General features: G+C 64.9%; 1 pseudogene. It reads right to left on the bottom strand.

The window, feature by feature from the left end:
• Nucleotides 1–59: 59 nt before the first annotated feature.
• Nucleotides 60–808 (bottom strand): annotated as a pseudogene (locus NW827_RS07500) (peptidase M8); the annotation flags it as partial.

Raw genomic sequence — 808 nt, 5'->3', positions numbered from 1 at the left:
TACCAAAGTGGCCCTGCCGGGCAACAGCCAGCAGGGCCATCCACAGTTTAGGTTTTGTCCTAGGGCAACAGCCGCGTCTCGCCGCCAATGGGCCCAAAGATGGCGTCGTCGCCCAAGAAGAGCCATTCTCCTGTCGGCGGCAGGCGGCGGCCTTCTGGGGGCAGCTCATAGGGATCCGCCGCCGCAAGATTGATGCCAGTAAATCCCAGATCCTGCATGGCCGCTGCCGTAATGCGGCTAAGAGCGGGGCGCAGGGGCGGAGGGGGCAGGATAGGCGTCATCAGCTCAAGGCCCAACGTCCCCCGCCAGTGACCTTCTGGTGGCCCCTCCGGCTCCACCGGCACATTGCCAAGTCCGCCAAGGCTGTTGTACTGAGCCGTGGCCTGAGGGCCCGCAAAGCGCGGGTTGTTGGTGCCACTGTTACGGAGAAGGGACCTCCAGTTGGGCCCGAGGCCAAAGCCGAGCGCATGGCCCAACTCGTGCAGAACCACGTGGAATAGACTCCCCTGAGCTTCTAGCCTGGCCAGATCGGCAGGATCCAGCCCTACTCTGCCATAGGGGATAATGCCGATCCCGGGCCGGGGAGAGCCACAGGGGCCAGCTTCGCCAAGGATCCCCCCCGGAGCGCTAGGGGCAAAGAGAGGCCGGGCGCCGGTCACCTGCACCAAGATGTCGTCCACCCGGCGATTGACCAGCGCTGTTGGCGGGAAACCACCTCCGCAGAAACCGGCCGGCAGTGTTACGGCAACATCGGGCAGATCGCCGGTGATGATCTGCTCCCAGCGCCGGGCCGCTTGCAGAACAATGT

Origin of the sequence: Synechococcus sp. H70.1 (genome assembly GCF_047502705.1) — a bacterium.
In the GTDB taxonomy this organism is placed as follows: domain Bacteria; phylum Cyanobacteriota; class Cyanobacteriia; order Thermostichales; family Thermostichaceae; genus Thermostichus.
This window is presented reverse-complemented; position numbering and strand designations above follow the sequence as displayed.